Consider the following 18,135-nt stretch of genomic DNA (forward strand, 5'->3'; position numbering starts at 1 on the left):
CATCTGCCGGCGAACAAACGCCGCGAGCTTGCACGTGTGCTGGAGATCATCTTCTTCGAGGCTGAACGGTTCCGTGCGACCAAGCTTTCCGCCAAGCGGTCGGACGGCAAGATCCTCAAGGTCATCCTCTATGGTTCCTATGCCAGAGGTGACTGGGTGGAAGACCGGCTGAGTGGTTACCGTTCCGACTACGACCTGATGGTAGTCGTCAACTCGCAAAGCTTTGCGGATGAAGACGAACTATGGCTTGCACTCGATGAGCGGTTGATCCAGGAACAGATCGCGCATCGCATTAAGACGCCCGTGCTGCCGGTGGTTCATTCCCTTCATGACGTTAATGACCAGCTGGCACGCGGCCGGCCATTCTTTGTCGATCTCGCCCGCGATGGCATTGTGCTTTATGAGGAACCCGGCCATCCGCTCGCGCAGCCGAAGCCGCTATCAGAAGCGGAGAAGCATGCGGAGGCACGGCGGCATTTCGATCAGTGGTTCAAGCTTTCAAAAGAAGCATTACAGGTAGCTTCATACAGCGTTGAAAATAATATCTTTCGCCACGGCGCCTTCATGCTGCACCAAGCGACGGAGGAAGCCTATCATTGCCTGCTCCTCACCCTCACGCTCTATAGCCCGAAATCGCATCGTATCAAAAATCTTCGATCGAAGGCCGAGGATCTCGACACCCGGCTGGTCGATGCCTGGCCGCGGGATAGCCGCGTTGCCCGGCGCCACTTCGAGCTTCTGTCGCGGGCCTACGTCGAAGCTCGGTATTCTGCGAGCTACGAGATCACGGCCGAGGAGCTCAACTGGCTGATCCGGCGCGTGAAAGTTCTGCAGGATACGGTGGAGATGGTCTGCCGTGAGCGGGTAGGCCAAGAGCGGCACAGCTGATGCTCACCGACAACTTCCGGCGCGTTTGAGCCCTCGAAACACGTCCCAGTTAGCTGTCAGCAAACTCACTTCGCTAGCTGAACCCAAGTGTTGAATTGCACGCCGTGGCCGGAACGTGATGTCCTGCCATCCAGGACGGGTCTACATGGTCTAGCGCCTTTCTCCGATGCTCGTGCGGCTTTGTGCCTCCCCCTGGCGTTCGATGTGCGGCTTCAGGTATGCAGTTAGCGAGCGCGCGCTGGACTTGGGTGGCAGCTTGGAAGATGGCCCGCTTGTCGTCACGTAGCACCGTCAGCCAGCTGTCGACGTGGAAGTGCGAAAGCCTGATCCGAGCGACACGGCTTTCGCCGCGAGTTGATTTGTGCAAAAGAGTGTACCTTGAACATGCCCTCACATATTAAGATATGTTATGAAACTACCAATTTTGGAAAGCTTAGCACTGCTTGGCCCGAAGACGCGCCGGAAGCTGCCCATCATTACCGTCAGCTTCGGGCTCGCCGCTGCGCTTGATGCTATCGGGGTTGCGCTGTTCTTTCCCCTCGTTCTCGCTCTTGTTAACCCAGCAGCGTCGGCCAAGCTGCCTTTGTTAGCGCGGTTCTTAGATACAGCAGACTTATCAGAGCCTCGCCTTGTGATCTTGCTGCTTGCAGGCCTGATCGCGTGCGTATTCATGTTCAAAAACATTCTCTCGATGGTATTGGTTTCTTGGCAGTACAAGATCCTCTTCGCAGCAGAAGCAGAATTGGGCACCAGGTTGTACGCCAGATACCTTCAGCGGCCATGGCCCTCGATCGCAACCAGAAACTCTTCAGAGTTGATCCGCAATGCATCTGTGTCTTGCAGCCAGATCTTCCTAACTTTTATCATCCCGATGTTCACGATCATTGTGAACATTTTGCTTTTCCTCGTTATTTTCGCGTTTCTGCTCTTTGTGGATGCGCCGACCGCCATAGGAGCTGCTTTCCTCGTCGCTATTTTTGGCGGCGGCTATTTCTGGGTTGTGAAGACCCGCCTTTATCGCATAGGCGTTCAGTTTCAGGACGCGAATTTCGAACTGCTGAACGAATTGAAGCAGGGAATTGGCGCGGGTCGCGAAATTCGTGTTTTGGGTAGGCAAGAAGAGTTCATTCGAAGACTACACTCCTCGCGCATGAAGTATGCTAGTGCGCAGAGATCGCGGAATGTTCTTACGCAGTTGCCGAGATACTATCTTGAAGTAATTCTCGTTTTTGTCGTTCTAGCCATTATATCAATGATGACCATCGTTCGACCGATAGCGGATATTGCTCCTGTGCTCGCCGTCTTCGGATTTGCGTCCTTGCGCCTTATGGATGCGGCAAGCTCGATCCTCGGTGCAGCTCAACAAATGCGGGTTGGAGCGCCTGCCGTCTTCGCCGTCAGCGCCGAATTCCGCGATAATCCCGATGCTCAGAGCGTCGCTCAAAAAATGGATAGCGATGAACAAGAGCTTGGCGAGACGGGGCTGATTCTTGACAGGGTGAAATTCGCTTATGATCGAGGTGAAAATATACTAAATGGTATTAACCTCAGGATACGATGGGGCGAGTGTGTCGGCATAGTTGGAAAGTCGGGCAGTGGAAAAAGCACTCTTTTCGACATAATGATCGGACTGTTGCCGCCGACGTCAGGCGCTGTTCTCTGCGATGGGATGGACATATCGGAGGGGCGGCAATCATGGTTGTCACGTATCGGTTATGTACCGCAGTTCGTTTATTTGTCGGACGAAAGTCTGCGCCAGAATGTTGCCTTTGGCATCGAAGATGCAGCAATCGATGATTCCCGCGTGTCCAAAGCAATCGAACTCGCGCAATTGAATGACCTAGTTATGCAACTCCCCCTTGGCTTCCACACTTTGGTAGGTGAACAGGGAGCCACCATTTCAGGCGGTCAGCGGCAGAGGATCGGCATTGCGCGCGCCCTGTACCATAACCCTGACGTCATTTTCATGGATGAAGCGACCTCTGCGCTCGACAACGAAACAGAAAATGCTGTTGTCGAAACGCTGGAAGCGTTAAAGGGCGAAAAGACGATTGTGGTCATCGCCCACCGGCTAAGCACCTTGAAGTCCTGTGATCGTATTCTCCTTTTGAAGGAGGCCGTGCTCTGGCCCTTCGATGAAAACGTGGCCGCGGAAAGCACAGGCTAGGATTAATCGGCAGAGGAATCGGAATGAACACACGTTGGTTGATTGTTGGAGGGAGCGGCATGCTCGGGCATGCTTTGAGTTCATCCCTGGTTGCGCGGGAAAAGCAGGTTTGGGCAACGACCGGCAATCATCTCATGGTCGTGCCGGAGGTTCACTCGGTGCCCTTAGACCTCACGGGCAAACTTGATGCAAAGGATGTTATCAAACAGATCGAGCCTGACGCCGTTGTCTATGCAGCAGGCCTGACCGATGTTGACAAATGCGAATCTAACGAATGGCTGGCTGAACGTCTCCACGCTGGAGCAGCAGGCGAATTTGCGGCGGCCAGTCGCGGCAGGTGTCGGTTCCTGTATATATCGAGCGATCACCTCTGGGACGGCACGGAGCCTAACGTTTCGGAAGATGACGCCGTTCATCCCCTGAATGCCTATGCCAGAACCAAGGTGACAGGCGAGCGGATGACTCTGCGGGCGAATCCGGAAACACTTGTCTTGCGTACGAATTTCTTCGGACAGGGTCTGCCATGGCGAAAGTCGTTGTCCGATTGGATGACAGATTGCCTGCGCGCAGGCGAACCACTCGGCGCATTTGCCGATGCCTATTTCACGCCGATTGCGCTGCCGCTTCTTACCGAGCTTATCATCCAGTCCGTGGATGACAATTTGACAGGCCTATATCATTGCGCGGGTTCCGAGCGCATTTCGAAGTTCGAATTCGCCATCCTGCTGGCGGACAGGCTAGGCCTTGATCGAACGCTAGTGTTCCCGCGTTACCTCGCCGATGCCGGTCTGAAAGCGCTGCGTCCCTTGGATATGTCACTTTCGACCCGAAAGCTGTCAACAGCACTGGGGCGTTCTATGCCGGACATCTCCGAAAGTCTTGGCGTCCTTTTCCCTCTGCTGCGCAGCAACATAGGCTGATCTGTTGAGCCCGCGGACCGATACCACTGTTACCAAACACAAAGTTCTGGTTTTCTGCGATTACTATCTCCCGGGTTACAAGGGCGGAGGGCCAATAACGAGTATCCACAACGTAGTTTCACGATTGAACAGCGATGCCGATTTTGCTGTTTTTACACGTGCGAATGATTTGGGTGAGACAGGTACATACCTTGGGGTTCCTCTCGATGTCTGGCATCCTTTTGCTGGCGCTTGTGTCCAGCATTCGACCCCTTCAAATTTGACGATTTCAGGCATTCGACGGGCATTGCGCGAGACGAGACCGGATGTGATTTACATAAACAGCCTTCTTTCGCGAAAATTTTCGCTGCTTCCGTTGATTGCGGCAAGGCTTGAGCGGTGCCGGGCACGCATCGTTCTGGCACCGCGCGGAGAACTCTCGCCCGGGGCGCTGGGATTGAAGCGGATCAGGAAGAAAATCTACCTGTCGGCTCTGCGGGCAAGCGGTCTGCTTCGCAATGTCGTCTGGCAGGCGTCGAGCCCATTCGAGGCAACGGATATACGGTCTGCCATGGGAAACGATGCAGACATCGTCGTCGCCGCCGACTTGCCCTCGATGCCGCTGGAGCCATCACCCCGAAGGGAAAAGGCCCCGGGTGAAGCGAGGATAATCTTCGTCGGCCGGATTTCGCCCATGAAGAACCTCGTCGGCGCCCTTGCCATGCTGCGTCCGCTTTCCGGGAAAATCCTGTTTTCCGTCATCGGCCCGGTAGAGGACCTGGACTACTGGGAAGCCTGTAAACGCGAGCTGGCCACGATGCCCGAAAATATCCGGGTCGAATTCGCTGGTCCGCAAAAGCCGCAAAACGTGCTGGCGTCACTATCCAATTTCGACGTCTTCTTCCTGCCTTCGCTGGGCGAAAATTATGCGCATGTGGTCTTTGAAGCTCTTGGCGCGGGTTGCCCGGTAGTCATCAGCGACCGCACGCCATGGAAAGATCTGGCCGGGAAGGGAATTGGGGCGGATATCGCCCTGGAGAGGCCGGAACTGATGTCCGCCGCCCTTCAGAAGATCATCGACACGGATGAGGCCGACCATGCAAGAATGAGACATGCCGCCGCAGCCTATGCGCGATCATTGCTGGAGGATGACAAGGATATTCGGGCGTCGCTTGACCTGCTGGGCATCAGACGACGGTAGAATTGGCTCCGGCTTCGAATGGTGGCGCGGGTTGTACTCCAAGCTGGCTCCATCGGCTTGTGTTGCATCCCGCCCAGTGATAACAGCACCATAATTTCCAACCTTGCGGTGTCCAATGTCGTTTGAAGCCAGACTTACACGTCGACGGAATCTGAAACAGAAACTGCGTAGCCGCGAGCGGGTTTTCGGCGGTTGGGTTTCCTACCCAGATCCATCGATCGTCGAAACGTTTGCCCGGACGGGTTTCGACTTCATCGCGATCGACATGGAACATACGACCATCTCGCTCGAGCAGGCGCGCCATATCATTACGTCGTGCCAGGCTGAAGGCACGACTTGCCTTCCCCGCCCGGTCTCGCATAGTAACGACATCTTCAAGCCCCTTCTTGAAGCGGGAGCTGACGGGCTAATCGTCCAAATGGTCGAGACAAAGGATCAGGTCCGGGCGCTGATCGATTGCGCCAAGTTTCCTCCTTTCGGCCTTCGGAGCTACGGCGTCAACCGCGCCCATGGATATGGCTTCGACTTCGATGACTATATCACGACATGGAACGAATCATCGATTGTCATGCTTCAGGTCGAATCGATCGCCGGTGTCGAAAACATCGACGAATTGCTGAGTTTCGACGAAGTCGATGCCGTCATGGTCGGACCCTACGATATTTCCGGTTCACTGGGACTGCCGGGCCAGGTCAACCATCCGCGCGTCCGCGAGGCGGCGGCCAAGGTCGTAGAAGCCTGCCGTCGCCATGGCAAGGGATGCTGCACGCAAGTCGCTCATGTCACGCATGAGGCTGTGCAAGATATGTTCGACCAGGGATATACCTTTGCCATTCTTGGTTCGGACCTGTTCGTACTGTGGAAATGGGCCGAGCAGACGCGCGCGGTGGTTTCTCAATTCAGGACTGTCTAGACAATGTCGAAATTCGTTGAAAAGCTGTTCGATCTCGAAGGCCGTGTCGTCGCCATCACGGGCGGAGGCGGCCATCTCTGCGGCGAAATGGCCCGTGCCTTTGGTCAAGCCGGATGTAACGTCGCTGTTCTCGACATACGTCCTGAAAAGGCGGACGCGGTTGCTGCCCAGATAAGGGACAACGGCGGCTCGGCCATCGGCCTGGCGCTGGACGCTACCAGCAAGGCCAGCTTCGAGACCGCTCTCGCTTCGATCAACATGGAATTCGGACCGCTCGACATCGCGGTCAATGGTGCGGGCACCAACAGTTCCACGCCGTTTTTCGAGATGGAGCTGGAAGAGTGGAATTCGGTCATGGATTCCCAGATCACCAGCACCTTCCTCGGTTGCCAGGTGTTCGGCCGCCATATGGTCGAAAAGCGCTCGGGCTCGATCATCAACATATCCTCGGCCTCCGCAGGTCCACCACTGTCGAAAGCGTTTCCGTATTCCGTTGCCAAGGCAGGCATCAAGAACCTGACGCAGAATCTCGGCCGCGAGTGGGCCAAGCTTGGGGTCCGCGTTAACTCCATCAGGCCGGGATTTTTCCCGACGGACTGGAACCGGAAGAATTTCATCACCCCGGAGCGTGAGGCGGCAATTCTCGGTCACACCGCGATGGGGCGGTATGGCGAGGTTAGCGAATTGGTCGGCGCGATGATATGGCTCGCCTCCGACGCGGCCGGTTTTGTAACCGGTGCCGAGATAGCTGTCGATGGCGGCTTCTCGGCCATGACAATCTGAGGCAACGGCGATGAAGGTTGCAGTAGTCACCGGTGGAAGTCGTGGTATCGGACGATCTCTCGTTGAAGGGTTTGTCGACGCCGGCTACAAGGTTGTGGTCGGTGCGCGCAACGATAGCGGAATCTCCGAAGTTTCGGATCAGATTCGCTTCGAGGCCGTAGATGTCTCCAACGAGGATGCACACCGCCATCTAGTTGATACAGCTAAGACATGGGGCGGCAAGCTGGATGTCTACGTCAACAACGCCGGCTTTTCGGAATGGCGGCCCCTTGAGGCTATTGATGAACCGTTCTTCGACACGATGATCGATGTTAACCTGAAAGGTGCTTTTTGGGGCTGCAAGGCGGCGGCCGCCGCAATGCCGCAAGGTGGCTCGCTGATCAACATCTCTAGCCTCGCCGGAAAGCGCGGCAGCGCCAACAATTCTATGTATGTCGCTTCCAAGTTCGGAATGAACGGGCTGACGCAATCCCTCGCCAAGGAGCTCGGGCCTAAGGCCATTCGTGTCAATGCGCTTTGCCCTGTTCTTGTGCGGACTCCGGGACTTGTCGAGGCGCTTGAAATGGAGTGGTCGCCCGCAAAAGGCAAGCCGGATGAGTTCCTGAAGACATTCACGGCGGGCAATGCGGCGCTCGGCTGGCTGCCACGCGGGGAAGACGTTGCCGCAATGGCGGTCTTCCTGGCTTCGGAAGCAGCGTCGGCGATTACCGGCCAGTGCATCAACGTCGACTGTGGTGTCTTTCCCCAATAAGGTTTTGCAACTCAATGAAAGTCGTTGGCCTCATACCCGCGCATCTCGCATCCGTACGCTTCCCGCGGAAGATTCTGTTTCCGTTTCACGGCGTGCCCATGATCGAGCATGTACGCAGGCGAGCCCTGATGGCGGAGGGCCTGGACGAGGTCTACGTCGCGACCTGCGATGAAGAAATTGCAGAGGCCGTGAGAGCTTCGGGCGGCGATGTCATCATGACCGCCAACACCCACCGCAACGGAACGAATCGCTGTGCGGAAGCGGCGGCTTCGCTCGATTGCACGCATGTGCTGCTGCTCCAGGGTGACGAGCCCTTGCTGCTGCCGCAGCACGTTTCGGCCATGATCGCCGCAATGAAGGCCAACCCTGACGGCCACGCCTGGAACGCGACTGCGCCCATCAACGAGTTCGGTGAACTCGACCGCCATTCTTTCGTCAAATGCGCCTTGGGGATGCACGAGCGCATCAGCTTCTGTTTTCGCCGCTCTCCCTCGGTAGCACCGTTCGATGTACAGCAGGGCGCGATCCGAAAGATTCTCGGGATGATCGGCTTCCGGCGCGACTATCTGATGGAGATCGCCGGCCAGCAGGCGACGCCTTTCGAGAAGTCCGAGTCGATAGAACAGATGCGGATCATCGAAACAGGCGGGATACTGACGTCGGTTAGCGTGAACGAAAGCCTTCCGTCGGTCAACGAGCCCGGCGAAGCGCAGCAGGTGCTGGAGTATGTGAGCCAGTCCGGCGAGCAGGCTGAACTGCTGCGCCGCGTTCTGGCATGGTAGGGCATCGATGAGCTCCGGCAGGGCAGTGTCGCAAGGACAGTCGACGGCTTCACGACTGCAGGCGATAGCGTGCTCCGGAACCGAACTGTTGCGTGGCGCCACGAACCCGGCGGTTGTCGCCGCGCCGATACTGCATTTCCGAAATGCTCACCCGAACTCACTGAAATCCTATGCCGATCTCATGCAGTCGCGTTTTGCGGGAGCGTTGGCGCGTGCCTCGATTCCGGTCCTGTACCACAATCTCGCGAAACCCCTTCGCGCGGGTTTTGACAGGCGAGATTCGCGGCAGCAGCAGGACCGGCTGCCTGAGCATACCGATATCCTGTTCATTTCCCACCTGCTCGATGTGCGACGCATGGAGCAGGCAGACGACAACTACATCGGCAATCTTGCCGAGCGCCTGCAGCGTCACGGCATTTCGTCGGTGAACGCCCTTATCGACCACACCGGCAGCTCCCCGCCGCGCATCTCGCAATCGCCAACACCCAGGGTCGTGCTTCCAAGACAACTCGGTTTCCTCGGTGAACTGAGCATTTCATCCCGGCTTGTGCGTGCGGCGCTGGGCCTGGCGGGCAAGGCTGTCGGAAGAAACGCGGAGCTGGCCCGGTTCGCAGCGCTTGATGTCCTTTCTCCTGCTGCGCGGGACGCGGTGCGCATTGCCGACCAGATCGGCGCGCTGGTCCGGCGGCTGAAGCCGCGAATAGTGATGACGACCCTCGAAGGGCATAGCTGGGAGCGGCTTGCATTTCACGCTGCTCACCAGGCGGATCGCTCGACGGTGTGTGTCGGATATGCACACGCCCCCCTGTTTCCTATGCACCATGCGCTGACTGCGCACCTCGGCAACGGGTTCGACCCTGACGTTATCATGGTCCCGGGGGACGTATCTCTGTCGATCCTTCGGAACAATCCGGCCATGGCTGGCAGCGACATCAGGATTCTCGGCAGTATCCGGAGTTTTGCAAAGGGCGAGGACCTGCCGTCGACACCGGATTCGAAGGTCTGCCTGCTCCTTCCCGAAGGTCTTAGCGACGAAGTGGCAGCGCTGATCCGGCTGAGCCTGGAGGCGAGCTCCAGTTGCCCGAACGTGCGGTTTCGAATTCGGCTGCATCCGGCCATGTCGAGGGAAGCCTTCGTGACGGAGCGGCCCGAATTCGCGAATTTGCCGCCGGCCTTCGAATGGTCGACCGAGCGCTCGCTTAATGTGGATCTGGCGGAGGCGAGCTGGGCCGTCTACAGGGGAAGCACGGCCGTCATCAGCGCACCGCTCCTGCGAACCAAGCCGCTGCATTATCGTGTGCCCGGCGATCTCGTCGATATCGATCCGCTTTTCGCGCTGCGGGGCTATCGGGAAAGCGTTGAAAGTCCTGCGGAGCTGACGCGCATCCTGTCTGGAAACGAAACCAGCCCGGAAGCGGAGCTGCTTGCCGCCATCGATTTCTCCACGAAATTCTACGTGCCTCTGCGTGAGCAGGTTTTCGTCGATCTCGTGCGCGATTTGAACGGAAAGAACTGAAACCAAACGGGGGTGGGTTGCTTGCCGAACGTTTTGACGCCCGATCCGGCCCTGGCCGGCGTAAAGCTGCTGACATGCGACGTCGATGGCGTGCTGACCGACGGCGGAATGTATTTCGGCCCCGATGGCCTTTCCCTTCTGCGCTTCCATGTGCAGGATGGAACAGGTCTCAAGCTGTTGATGTCGGAGGGGGTCGAGGTGTGTTTCATTTCACAAAGCCAGAATCCCATCATAACCAGGAGGGCATCCGTTCTTGGTATACGGCACTGCTGTCTGGGCGTCGACAACAAGCTTGCGCCGATAGTCGACCTGGTAGGCCAGCTTGGCATCGACCTCAGGGAAGTCTGCCACATCGCCGACGATGTGAACGACATGAGCCTGCTGGAGAAAGTTGGATTTCCGATAACGGTTCCCGCGGGCGTGGACCGGGTGAAGGCTGTTTGCCGTTATGAAACGAAGGCAGCCGGCGGTCACGGGGCGGTCAGGGAGCTGTGCGAGGCGATCCTTGCAGCAAGAAGGCTGGGATGACCGACCTTTCTGCTCGAGATACCGGGAATTACGGGAGCCAGATCTGACGATTGGCCGGCTGCCGTGCATTTGCGCACCTCCGATTTCTCATGTAGTGGAAACACTCTCCACGGTTCGCTTGAACATGAGTTGTGTCACCGAAGTCGCCAAAACAGAAAACCGGGCAGTGAGAATATCATGCGAATACTGATATTGGGTGGCGACGGCATGTTGGGGCACCAGTTGCTGCTGTCGCTTCGTGATCGTCACACCGTGAAGGTGACCGTCAGGCTCGCGCTGTCGCAATACGAGGCCTACGGCCTGTTCAATGAGTCGAACACCTTCGATCAATTGGATCTGCGCGAATCGGCAGCTCTTCGCGACGTGATTTCCGCATTTTCTCCGGATCTGGTGATCAACGCAGCCGGGATTGTCAAGCAGCGAGATGCGGCATCCGAAGCGCTGGTGAGTCTCGAGATCAACTCTGTGCTGCCTCACCGGCTGGCAGAATACTGCCGCGCTGCCGGAGCCTACCTGATCCATTTCAGCACGGACTGCATTTTCAAGGGAGACAGGGGCGGCTACTCAGAGGCTGACAATCCCGACGCAACCGACCTGTATGGACGGACGAAGCTGCTCGGCGAGGTCTCAGCGGAGAACTGCATCACCCTGCGTACTTCCATCATCGGCTTGGAACTGCACAGAAAAACGAGCCTTGTCGAATGGTTTCTGAGTCAGACCGGCGAGATTAAAGGCTATACTCGGGCTATCTTCACCGGCATTACCACAGCGGAAGCCGCGCGGCTTGTGGATTTTCTGACCTCACGCCTTGGAACGCTCAGCGGCATCTACAATGTCGCGTCCAAGCCCATATCCAAGCATGACCTCCTCCTATCCTTATCCGAGAAAATGTGTCGGACAGACGTAAGAATTGTGCCCGACAGCAGTTTCCATTGTGACCGAAGTCTTTTAAATGACCTCCTGACCGAGAAGAGCGGCTACAGTCCGCCCTCTTGGGACGTGATGCTCGAGGAACTGGCCGGGCTGATTGGAGATAGGCAAGCGCCGAACGCAGCGTCGGCTTGAGATTGCTAGAAAGAGATCGCATGACAAACATACTGGAAGACAAGCGAATCCTCATCACCGGCGGAACCGGCTCGCTTGGCAAAAGCCTCGTGCGCCGGATCATCTCCGGTGAGCGCGGCAATCCCAAAAAGGTTATCGTAATGAGCCGCGATGAGGGCAAGCAGCACGAAATGCGGCTTTCCTACCTCAGCAAGGGCGCGAGCACGGATGAGGTCATCTATCGCAACTTCCTGAATATGCTCGAGTTTCGCATCGGTGACGTTCGTTCCTACGCCGATGTCTGCGCAGCGATGCGCGACGTCGATATCGTTATCAACGCGGCCGCCTTGAAGCAGGTGCCGACCTGTGAATACTTCCCCGAGCAGGCTGTCATGACGAACTGTCAGGGGCCGGTCAATATCGTTCGCGCCGTGCGGGAACGCATGTCGGCGCCCGAGGTCGTGATCGGCGTCTCCACGGACAAGGCCTGCAAGCCCGTCAACGTCATGGGCATGACGAAAGCCATCCACGAACGCATCTTCATCGCCGGCAATGTCCTGGCGGAGAAGACCCGTTTCGTGGGCGTTCGCTATGGCAACGTACTGGCCTCGCGTGGATCCGTCATTCCTGTCTTTCACGAGCAGATCAAGAACGGCGGGCCGGTCACGCTGACGGTCCCGGAAATGACGCGCTTCCTGCTCACCCTCGACCAGGCGGTCGATACGGTCTTCGAAGCCATCGAGCGTGCACTTCCCGGTGAAATCGTCGTGCCTCGCGCGCCGTCCGCAACGGTTCTCGATATCGCCAAGGCACTCATCGGCGACCGTGACATTGCCACGAAGATCGTCGGCATACGTCCCGGGGAGAAGATGCACGAGCTGATGGTCTCTGAAGAAGAGTGTGACCACACCGTCATCCGGGGCAACTTCATGGCCATTCTTCCCATGCTACCGGAACTGCAGAAGGACGCACCCGATAACACCGTCTTCCTTGGCAAGGAATTCAGCTCCGGCGACACGGTCATGAGCCTTGCCGAAACGAGAAGCCTGCTTGAGCGGCATAAGCTGCTGGTCGAACAGCGCGACTTCACGGACACTTCCGAACTCCTGCGCTGAGACAATCCATGACCGGATCGGGAGAAAAATCGGCGCATCGCCTCAGGGTCGCGACCATTGTCGGGACGCGGCCTGAAATCATCAAGTTGAGCCGCGTGATCAACGAACTCGACCGGCATGTCGATCACCTTCTCGTTCACACGGGTCAGAACTACGACTACGAACTGAACGAGGTCTTTTTCGAGGACCTGCGCATCCGCAAGCCGGATCACTTCCTGAACGCCGCCGGCGCCAATGCCGCGGAGACGATCGGAGCGATCATATCCAAGAGCGATGCCCTGCTGCGCGAGATCAGGCCGGATGCCATCCTGCTCTATGGCGATACCAACAGCTGCCTCTCGGTCATTGCTGCGAAGCGGCTGAAGATTCCGATCTTCCATATGGAGGCGGGCAACCGCTGCTTCGACCAGCGCGTGCCGGAGGAAATAAACCGGCGTATCGTGGATCATCTCAGCGACGTCAACATGACGCTGACCGAACACGCGCGGCGGTATCTCCTGTCGGAGGGTATACGGCCGGAACTGACGTTTGTCACCGGGTCCTCGATGCCGGAAGTTCTGGCGCATCATCGGCAGGCAATCGCCGAATCGACGATACTGGACAAGCTCTCGCTTGAGAGGGGCGGATATTTCGTCGTATCCAGCCATCGTGAGGAGAATGTCGATTCACCGGAGAAGCTTCAGATGCTTCTCGAGGGACTGGATCTGCTGGCAGAGCGGTTTGGAAGGGAGATCATCGTTTCCACCCATCCGCGCACACGCAACCGGCTAAGCGGCGCCGAACTCGAGAGATCTTCTCGCATACGCTTCCTAAAGCCTCTTGGCTTTCTCGACTATGTGAAACTGCAGCAGGAAGCATTCTGCGTGGTGTCGGACAGCGGGACGCTTACCGAGGAATCCTCCATTCTCGGCTTTCCGGCCGTGATGATCCGTGAGGCGCATGAGCGGCCGGAGGGAATGGATGTCGGAGCTCTCGTCATGAGCGGCCTCGATCCCGAGCGGCTGTGCGACAGCGTCGCGGTCGTCACATCACAGGCCGCGGATATCGCTGCCGGCCATGCTCAACCGCTGATGCCGCCTCGCGACTACATGGTTGATGACGTTGCACGGAAGGTGGTTCGGATAATCCTGAGTTACACCCAGTATATTGACCGGACAGTCTGGTCGAAGTGATCGACCTGGGTCCTGAACGCGGAAGATGCCTGTGCGCGACAGAATAGCTTACGTGGTTCCGACCAAGGATCGACCGGACGACCTGCGCAAGCTGTTCGAAAGCCTTCGCAAGCAGGAAGACGCGCCGGATCAGGTCATTATCGTCGATGCGAGCGAGCCGCCGGTCAAGACCATCTGTGACGAATATTCGGATCTTCCCCTGACTTACGTCCGCGAATATCCGCCATCCCTCGCCAGGCAGCGCAATGCCGGAATGGCGGCACTGGAGGAGAGCATAACCATCGCTGGCTATCTCGACGACGATCTGGAACTCGAGCCGGACGCGACCGGCAGGATGAGGGCTTTCTGGAATGCGGCGGGAACGGATATCGGCGGGGCTGCCTTCACGATCGTCAACCAGCCGCTACGAAGCTCGGCTTTCGGAGCCGTCGCCGATTTCTTCCTGCTGAATGCAAAGCGCCAGGGGCAGTTGCTGCGCTCCGGTTTCGCCTCCTCCATCGCCGTTCCTTCGGAAAACACCGAGACAGACTGGCTGTACGGCGGCGCCACGCTCTGGCGGCGAAGCGTGATCGAGCAGCATCGCTACGACGAGTGGTACATAGGTCACGGGTTTCTGGAGGACGTCGATTACAGCTATCGGGTCTCGCGCGAGCACCGGCTCTGGGTCGTTGCAGGCGCGCGCGTGTGGCATTGGCCGCGGCCCGTCATGGCGTCGCGACAGTTCACGCTCGGCGTGCAGCAGGTCGTCAATCGCATATATTTCACGAGAAAGATGCGTACCTTCTCTGCCCTCGCCCTCTCGTGGGCACTCTTCGGACAATGTGTCTTCAACATTGCGCAGTCCATCCAGCAAAGAGAGAGCAGCGGTTTCCGCCGGTTTCTCGGAAACCTCAAGGGCTTTACCCTCATCATGGGCGGCAAGCTCAATTCGGTCGACGGCATCTGGAAGTAGCACGACGCTTTTCCGCCGGCGATCGAAGGCCGCCGCACATCATGAGGATTTTCCGAGACCATGCGCATCCTATTGATTTCACAGTATTTCTGGCCCGAGGATTTCCGCGCCAACGATATTGTCCTGGGACTGAGGGAGCGCGGCCACGACGTCGTGGTCGTCACCGGCCTGCCGAACTACCCGGGCGGCAAGCTTTTTCCGGCCTACTCGCTGTTTCGAGGCCCCTACAGGGAAATGTGGAACGGCATCGAAATCATCCGCAGCCCTCTGCTGCCACGCGGTCAGGCAAGCGGCATCAAGCTCGCGCTGAACTACGTCAGCTTCGCACTGCTGTGTTCCCTGGTCATGCTTTTTCGCCGCCGGAAGGCCGATATCGTCATATGCTGGATGGTGTCGCCCGTCACACAGGTCCTGCCCGCGATCGTCGCCAAAGCGCTGCTGCGCGTTCCACTCGTTCTCTGGGTGATGGACCTCTGGCCGGACAGCCTTTTTGCCTCCGGGCGGGTATCGAACGGACGCGTTATCCGTCTCGCCGGCAAGTTGACCAGATGGATCTACAGGCGCTGCGATGTGATTCTTGGGCAGTCCCGCCGGTTCGTCGGTCATATCAGAAAGACCGGGGAGCTGTCACACGACCGGGTCTATTACATGCCGCAGTGGGAGCCGCCCGTGCCGGTTGCGGATTTCGACCAGGGCAGTCTCCCGCCGCTGCCCGATGGGTTCAGGATCGTGTTCACCGGCAATGTCGGTTTCTCGCAGGATTTCGGCACGATCCTCGAAGCCGCCCGCCGACTGTCGGCAAGAACGGATATCCACTGGATCATCATCGGAGAGGGTGATGCGCTTCCGTGGGTGCGCGAGCGCATCGCAGAGGCGGGCCTGCAGGCGAACTTTCACCTGCTCGGACGCTATCCGTTCAGCGCGATGCCGTCGTTTTACGCGAAAGCAGATGCCCTGCTGGCGACCTTGCGCCAGGTCGAGATATTCAGCATGACCATTCCGACCAAGATCCAATCCTACCTCTCCAGCGGAAAGCCGCTGATCACGGCGATCGATGGCGAGGTTGCCGAAATCATCTCTGAAAGTGGGGCAGGATTTGCCGCTGCCGCGGGCGATGGCGCGGCGCTGGCCGAGGCCGTCGAGAAAATGGCGGCTCTTTCCGAAAGGGAGCGTGCGGAGATGGGGCGAAGCGGACAGGAATATTTTCGAAAAAACTTCGGAAGAGATGAACTCCTTGACCGCCTGACGACATTGCTTGAAAAAGAAGCGGAATCGCCTCGCGATCCTGACACAGTGAAATGAACAAGGCTGCGGAGCAGCAAACGCAGCCGTCGCCTGCGAAAGATGCGGAACGACAGGTAACAAGGACACATACATGATTCCCTACGGCCGTCATCACATAGACGAGAGCGATATTCAGGCGGTTGCGGACCTGCTGCGCGATGGCTTTCTGACCCAGGGCCCCATGGTGGGCGCTTTTGAAAATGCGGTTGCGGCCTATACAGGATCGAAGTATGCGGTTGCTGTCTCCAGCGCCACGTCTGGACTACATCTTGCGGCTGCAGTTGCCGGCGCCGGGCCGGCCAGGGCATTGGTCACCTCGCCGATCACCTTCGTGGCCAGTGCCAATGCGGCTCTCTACAACGGCGCGGCGCCACTATTCGTCGATATCGATCCGGAAACGGTCAACCTGGACCCTGCGAAGCTGGAGAAACTGCTGGCGGCCAACAGCAACGTCACGGCTGTCATGCCGGTTCACTATGGCGGACTGGCTTGTGACATGGCAGCGATTCGCGACATCGCGAACCGATACGGCGTTTCCGTCATCGAGGATGCCGCGCATGCGCTAGGCGGGCACTACGCAGACGGCGGAGTAATCGGCAACGGCGCGTTCTCCGACATGACGGTTTTCTCATTCCACCCCGTGAAGGCAATCGCGGCGGGCGAAGGCGGGATGATCATCACCAACAGCGAAGAATCCTACCGGCGACTTCTGAGGCTGCGCAGCCACGGTATCAACAAGCTGGACGATCCATTCATCCATACCGAAGACGCATTTGCCGACGGCGAGGCCAACCCCTGGTACTACGAGATGGTGGAACTGGGGTATAATTACCGCATCACCGACATCCAGTCTGCCCTCGGCCTGTCGCAGTTCGGGAAGCTTGACCAGTTCATCTCCAGACGGCGCCAGCTCGCCAAGCGCTACGATGCAGCTTTCAGCGATTTTGCAAATCTCCGTCCTGCACAGCCGGGTGAAAGCCGCGATCGGAGCGGGCTTCACATCTACGTCGTACGGATCGATTTCAAGAAAATCGGCATGGGACGTGGGGAGCTCATGCGGGCCTTGAAAGCCCGCAACATCGGTTCCCAGGTTCACTACATTCCGGTGACAAGCCAGCCTTACTATCGCAACCTTGGTTTCAGGACCGCGGATTATCCAAACGCGGCGGATTTTTATGATCAGGCCTTGAGCATTCCACTGTACGTCGATCTGTCGGATGATGAGCAGACAATGGTCATAGAGGCACTTCGGGAACTGGTGGGATGAAACTGAGCTTGGGGACTGCACAGTTTGGGTTGACCTATGGCGTCTCCAACACCACCGGGCAGCCCACTGAAGCAGAGACCGCGCTTATCATCGCCTGCGCCCGGCAACGCGGTATCCAGACGATAGACACGGCGGTGACCTATGGTGACGCCGAGACGAGGCTGGGCGAGATCGGGATCGATGGTTTCGAGATCGTGACGAAGATCAGCGGCGTTGCCGGACCTGACCTTGCCGGGCATATCCGATTGTCGCTGTCCAGACTGGGCGTTTCAAGCGTCTACGGTCTTTTGCTGCACAGGCCTCTGGAACTGCTTGGCTACCAGGGTACAGCTCTCAGGAGCGCGCTGGAGGACTTGCGCGGCGAGGGAACTGTGAAGAAGATTGGCGTGTCGGTGTATGATCCGTCCGACCTCGACGCGATCGTGCCGACTTTCCGGCCTGATATCGTCCAGTTGCCCTACAACATCGTGGATCGCCGGATGGAACGCAGCGGCTGGCTGGGGAAGTTGAAGGACATGGATGTCGAAATCCATGCCCGATCGGCCTTTCTGCAGGGTCTCCTGATCATGCCGGCATCGTCGCGCCCGGCCCGCTTTGCGCAGTGGCAACTGCTATGGCAACGATACGGGCAATGGCTGGAGGCTGTGAAGCTGACACCGGTCGAGGCCTGCCTCGGATTCGCGATTGCAAACCCGTTGCTGGACCGTGTAGTCGTGGGTCTCGTTAGCACGGCACAACTGGAGGAACTGCTGGCTGTCGATCCGCTGCGGGACGAGGTTCCCGAAGCCCTGGCGAGCGACGATCAGCTTCTGATAAATCCAAGTCTATGGAACAGCTAGATTCATGCCGTATGGACAGTTTGGGCGGAGTGGA

At 57.9% G+C, this 18,135-nt stretch carries 17 protein-coding genes; all 17 read left to right on the top strand.

Annotation, left to right across the window (positions count from 1 at the left end):
- Positions 1-888, top strand: an 888-nt coding sequence (locus AB4Z25_RS15330) for a HEPN domain-containing protein (protein WP_442208367.1), incomplete at its 5' end; no start/stop codon positions are given.
- 409 nt (positions 889-1,297) lie between these two features.
- Complete coding sequence (locus AB4Z25_RS15335) at positions 1,298-3,055, top strand: ABC transporter ATP-binding protein (protein WP_112538299.1); 1,758 nt, start codon at positions 1,298-1,300, stop codon at positions 3,053-3,055.
- Between the two features lie 23 nt (positions 3,056-3,078).
- A complete protein-coding gene (locus tag AB4Z25_RS15340; RefSeq protein WP_112538298.1) occupies positions 3,079-3,975 on the top strand; it encodes a dTDP-4-dehydrorhamnose reductase family protein in 897 nt (298 codons plus the stop codon).
- Between the two features lie 124 nt (positions 3,976-4,099).
- Positions 4,100-5,155 (top strand): glycosyltransferase, encoded by a 1,056-nt coding sequence (locus AB4Z25_RS15345; RefSeq protein WP_442208368.1) that lies wholly within the window; start codon positions 4,100-4,102, stop codon positions 5,153-5,155.
- A gap of 115 nt (positions 5,156-5,270) precedes the next feature.
- Positions 5,271-6,068, top strand: coding sequence for an HpcH/HpaI aldolase family protein (locus AB4Z25_RS15350; RefSeq protein ID WP_442208369.1), 798 nt, complete (start codon positions 5,271-5,273; stop codon positions 6,066-6,068).
- 3 nt (positions 6,069-6,071) lie between these two features.
- On the top strand, positions 6,072-6,851 hold the full coding sequence (locus tag AB4Z25_RS15355; protein WP_442208370.1) for an SDR family oxidoreductase: 780 nt from the start codon (positions 6,072-6,074) through the stop codon (positions 6,849-6,851).
- A gap of 10 nt (positions 6,852-6,861) precedes the next feature.
- Positions 6,862-7,602 (top strand): SDR family oxidoreductase, encoded by a 741-nt coding sequence (locus tag AB4Z25_RS15360; protein WP_112538294.1) that lies wholly within the window; start codon positions 6,862-6,864, stop codon positions 7,600-7,602.
- Positions 7,603-7,616: 14 nt separating this feature from the next.
- Positions 7,617-8,384: a cytidylyltransferase domain-containing protein gene (locus tag AB4Z25_RS15365; RefSeq protein ID WP_112538293.1), complete on the top strand. Its 768-nt coding sequence runs from the start codon at positions 7,617-7,619 to the stop codon at positions 8,382-8,384.
- Between the two features lie 88 nt (positions 8,385-8,472).
- Positions 8,473-9,900 (top strand): hypothetical protein, encoded by a 1,428-nt coding sequence (locus AB4Z25_RS15370; protein WP_442208371.1) that lies wholly within the window; start codon positions 8,473-8,475, stop codon positions 9,898-9,900.
- Positions 9,901-9,921: 21 nt separating this feature from the next.
- On the top strand, positions 9,922-10,428 hold the full coding sequence (locus AB4Z25_RS15375; protein ID WP_162698705.1) for an HAD hydrolase family protein: 507 nt from the start codon (positions 9,922-9,924) through the stop codon (positions 10,426-10,428).
- Between the two features lie 177 nt (positions 10,429-10,605).
- Positions 10,606-11,493, top strand: a complete 888-nt coding sequence (locus AB4Z25_RS15380; RefSeq protein WP_112538290.1) for a dTDP-4-dehydrorhamnose reductase family protein — start codon at positions 10,606-10,608, stop codon at positions 11,491-11,493.
- Positions 11,494-11,513: 20 nt separating this feature from the next.
- Positions 11,514-12,587 carry a polysaccharide biosynthesis protein gene (locus AB4Z25_RS15385; protein WP_442208372.1) on the top strand — a complete coding sequence of 358 codons (1,074 nt, stop codon included), beginning with the start codon at positions 11,514-11,516 and terminating at the stop codon, positions 12,585-12,587.
- An 8-nt stretch (positions 12,588-12,595) separates the two neighbouring features.
- The gene (gene wecB / locus AB4Z25_RS15390; RefSeq protein WP_442208373.1) at positions 12,596-13,759 is read left to right on the top strand and encodes a non-hydrolyzing UDP-N-acetylglucosamine 2-epimerase; all 1,164 of its coding nucleotides are present in this window, start codon (positions 12,596-12,598) and stop codon (positions 13,757-13,759) included.
- A gap of 25 nt (positions 13,760-13,784) precedes the next feature.
- Positions 13,785-14,711, top strand: coding sequence for a glycosyltransferase family 2 protein (locus tag AB4Z25_RS15395; protein WP_442208374.1), 927 nt, complete (start codon positions 13,785-13,787; stop codon positions 14,709-14,711).
- A 60-nt stretch (positions 14,712-14,771) separates the two neighbouring features.
- The gene (locus AB4Z25_RS15400; protein WP_442208375.1) at positions 14,772-16,013 is read left to right on the top strand and encodes a glycosyltransferase family 4 protein; all 1,242 of its coding nucleotides are present in this window, start codon (positions 14,772-14,774) and stop codon (positions 16,011-16,013) included.
- A gap of 73 nt (positions 16,014-16,086) precedes the next feature.
- Complete coding sequence (gene pseC, locus AB4Z25_RS15405; RefSeq protein WP_442208376.1) at positions 16,087-17,262, top strand: UDP-4-amino-4,6-dideoxy-N-acetyl-beta-L-altrosamine transaminase; 1,176 nt, start codon at positions 16,087-16,089, stop codon at positions 17,260-17,262.
- Entirely contained in the window at positions 17,259-18,101 is an 843-nt protein-coding gene (locus AB4Z25_RS15410) for an aldo/keto reductase (RefSeq protein ID WP_442208377.1), read from the top strand. The genes pseC and AB4Z25_RS15410 overlap by 4 nt, the downstream gene beginning before the upstream one ends.
- Positions 18,102-18,135 lie beyond the last annotated feature (34 nt).

This window comes from Rhizobium sp. RAF36, from assembly GCF_052114105.1.
Classification (GTDB): domain Bacteria; phylum Pseudomonadota; class Alphaproteobacteria; order Rhizobiales; family Rhizobiaceae; genus Rhizobium.